We start from the raw sequence: 3,352 nt of genomic DNA, 5'->3' as shown, positions 1-3,352 counted from the left end.
TCTGCCGACCGTGAAGACGCGGCGAGCGTTCGATCTCAGCCAAGTTAGGGACGGTCATCAGGTGGGACAATCTCATTAGGCGTATGGCAGAATAGCGAACACAATAGCCACTAAGCGGGAGAGGAACTGAGCTCGCAAAGCTTCGGTTTTCGGATCATGTCTCCTGATTTAACTGAGAGCGTGGGCCGATTCCCTACGACCACTAGTCTGGCAGACCGGCGCCTCCGGGTTCGCGACGAGCGCATCATCCTCCCAACTGTCCCAGAGCTTTGTCCCCACGTCTACGCATTCGCCCGAGCCCCAGTTAACGGTCGGCGTGGGTTGGGGTGTCCACCGGGCGGAGCTTTGGCTTCGCCAATCTTCCTCGGTCGGCATAGTGTTCGATAGGGTAAACCGGCCTCAGCAACCGTGCGAGCGGCGCCAACTTGGAAGCCGCAGCTTCTCCGACACTTGCGGGCTACCTTCCTTGCCTTCTGCCCCGACAGGCTGCGCTATCGGCAGGGCGCTGCGCAGGAAGGGAGCAATACCCAAATCTTGAGTTCTTCGCGCGTCGGTTCTTCCTGCACAGGGAAGATTTAATTCTTCCGGGCTCCGGGGCGAGGCGCGCGCGGCGGATTCACTGGGCTGAACTGTGAGGGAAGGTGCTCGCGCGCCGCAGTGACGCCCAAGATTGCACGGCAGGGTTGCAAATTGGGTGATCTGTGATAAGGAAATGTGAAATCAGAAGAGGCCTATTGAAATGAAGCGCATGCAAGAAAAGGACATCCCCGCATTCGTGCAGGACGTGGTCGCAACGGGCTGCGATATCTGCGCCGTCGGTCCGAGTTGTTACTCCCTGGGCGATACCGATGTTCCGCGCGGCAAGCGTAGGGGATTGTACAAGAAGCTCGGCGAAATCGATGCGCGCTACGGCAGCCGCGATCACTTGCGTTATCAGATTGCGGAGCACCTGGCCTCGATTGGCCGCTACATCGACGCGCCCCCAAAGGAGGAGGAGGAGGCCTGGATCGATAATGAAACACCCGAGTTGGCCGAGGTCACGCCTTACGACGTGGCGCACTTTCAGACTTACTCCGTCCTGCTGATGTCGGAGGAGATGGGCCTCGACTGGCGCAAGATGTCACGAGCCATCTTGAACATTGACCCAGAGCGCCAGCCGGAACGGGCCCGTCGGGCTTGGACATCCCATCTGGCGCGGGCGCGGTGGCTAGCGACGAGCGGGTGCGGGCAGCTTCAGAGCGATCGGTTTGGAATAGCCGCCCCGGTTAGGAAGCTCGCATGACCAGCCAGCCGTTGCCAAAGGCGAACATGGGACTTTTTGAGCGGCGGCGTGTCGAAAAAACTGCAAGCTTTTTTCGTTATTACGCTAAATCGGGTACTAGATCGCCACGTCCAGGACGCCTTGGCATCATCAGGATGTAGGATTCGTTACGCTGCTCAACGCCATCCTTGTGATTGCGTTGAGCAGAAGGCGAGCTCCGGACCTTAGGCGTTAGCCTAGCGTTTCGCGGCTGGCTTCTTGATTGGAATTGTTTTTTCTTCCCATGCCAAGTTGCCGCCGATTAACTCGGGGCAGCCGTCCTTTGCCCAACGGCATAGCCGACAGTTCTTGCGCGTTCGGAAGGTTGGTCGTCCGATTGATCGTTTCCGTTCCTCAGAAGTCGCGAGGAGATTGGGAGGGCAACGGTATTCATCTGGAAGCTAGGATGCGCTGCTTTGCCCCTGCCCGGAAACTTTTTCAGGCGTCCACAATCATTGCATATATGGGTGCTACGGAGCGTCCGAACTGGGAACAAAACAAATCGGGCGAGGCTTGATCATGACGACCCCCAACCGAGGGAAATCGCCCGCACAGCTTTTCCGGCATCTATCGGCAAAGTGGCCTGCGGCGTTCAATCCGAAAGCGCCCATGCCGCTTAGGATCGGCATCCATCATGACATTCGCGTGCTGGACGGCGAACTGTCAGATGATGAATTGAGGAGAGCCCTGCGCGCCTATACCAGCATGCCCAGGTACTTGGCGAGACTGAATGCTGGCGCTGTGCGGGTCGATCTTGATGGCGAGCCGGCCGGCGAGGTATCGGATGCGGAGGCGGCGAGCGCCAAGGCTTTGCTGTGCGCCCGCAAGAACAAGGAAGAGACCAAGAAGACGCCGGAGCCAAGGGTGCCTGATGCCCCGCCCCAACCGAAGCCGAAGCAAACGGCCGTTTTCAACGCGAAAAATACGGCTGGAATAGTCGTTGAGACGAAGCGTCGCCGGTCTTTCCGAAAGCCGATGGCTTGAGCGCCACAGATCTCCCAAGACTCATGGGCTTCCGAGTAATAGCCATGATGAAGAGGTCGATGCCCCAGAGGAACATCTCCGAGTCAAACGACGCCTCTTCAACCGGGATTGCCTCGCTATGGTAGTTGTGTCCTGCAGGATGGCGCACGGGGTGCAGCTGCCTACCTGTGGAAGATACGCGTGGGAGGGAAAGCCCTTTTCCGGAAGGCGTTTGCCCCTCGTCCGCACCAACCAACCCCTTGCGTTTGTCTCCAGGCAGACTCATCCTGCCGCCTGCGCGTCTGCCGCCCAGCGCTGCTTGAAGAGATGCTCTCGACCGGCGTCAAACCACCAGCTTTGTGATCATAGCATCGGGGGCACAGTTCGGCCGGAGCGCGGCAATTTCGAGGGCGGCGAGATCCGCTAAGCCCCACATTTTTCCGCTATTCCGGCGATGCATTCTTCGAGCCGCTCGAGGCGGAATTTCGCAATGCGAAGTTCATTCCCTGCTTCAAAACGTCGATGGCGCCCCTGTGGCGTGGTCGCCATGAGGTTGCGCTCCAGTTCCGCGATGCGCACACGCATCTGCCGCGCCTCATCCTGACGCAAGGCCTTGATCCATCCCCGTCCGCGCATCAGTCTTCCTGCCCGCCCCAAAAGTCATGCAAACATGCCATCGAGACCCTAATTTGCGGCAAGCTGAAACGCTCGAAATTTAACTTCCGCTAACGCGAGGAGACGAAACAGCGCGGCTAGACAGTCAACGAAGCGGACCGACCACCGCCCATTCCTTGTCTGTCGAACCCGAGGTGATGGTGGTCAGCATCAACCTGAACTCGTCAACGTGGGCAGCCATCAACCAGCATCGGCATTTCTGCGTCAACGTGCTTCGAGCCGACCAGATGGCGATCGCCGAGCGGTTCGCCGGACGCGGTGGCCTGAAGGGTTCGGCTCGTTACGAAGGAGCCAGTTGGTCTGCTCTGGCGACCGGCGCACTGGCACTTGAAGACTCGCTCGCCGCGGTCGATTGCACGTCGAGGACACGATTGTGCGCCACAGCCACGCGCTCGTCCTCGGGCGCGCCCGGCA

The 3,352-nt window shown here is 59.3% G+C and carries 4 protein-coding genes; 3 read left to right on the top strand and 1 reads right to left on the bottom strand.

Translation table 11 applies throughout. The features are described 5' to 3' along the window. The first annotated feature begins 739 nt into the window (after positions 1–739). Both EN780_RS40930 and EN780_RS30390 read left to right on the top strand, forming a co-directional pair. Positions 740–1,282: a hypothetical protein gene (locus EN780_RS40930; RefSeq protein ID WP_245464600.1), complete on the top strand. Its 543-nt coding sequence runs from the start codon at positions 740–742 to the stop codon at positions 1,280–1,282. 537 nt (positions 1,283–1,819) lie between these two features. Further along, a complete protein-coding gene (locus EN780_RS30390; RefSeq protein WP_066991372.1) occupies positions 1,820–2,284 on the top strand; it encodes a ProQ/FinO family protein in 465 nt (154 codons plus the stop codon). 402 nt (positions 2,285–2,686) lie between these two features. Here EN780_RS30390 and EN780_RS30385 read toward each other — a convergent pair whose 3' ends face one another. After that, positions 2,687–2,899 carry a hypothetical protein gene (locus EN780_RS30385; RefSeq protein ID WP_066991369.1) on the bottom strand — a complete coding sequence of 71 codons (213 nt, stop codon included), beginning with the start codon at positions 2,897–2,899 and terminating at the stop codon, positions 2,687–2,689. Positions 2,900–3,075: 176 nt separating this feature from the next. Here EN780_RS30385 and EN780_RS30380 point away from each other — a divergent pair. Continuing rightward, on the top strand, positions 3,076–3,352 hold a 277-nt coding region (locus EN780_RS30380; protein WP_133372780.1), incomplete at its 3' end, for a flavin reductase family protein.

Origin of the sequence: Mesorhizobium sp. M4B.F.Ca.ET.089.01.1.1, assembly GCF_004022605.1 — a bacterium.
GTDB classification, from domain to species: Bacteria; Pseudomonadota; Alphaproteobacteria; order Rhizobiales; family Rhizobiaceae; genus Mesorhizobium; species Mesorhizobium abyssinicae.
This window is presented reverse-complemented; position numbering and strand designations above follow the sequence as displayed.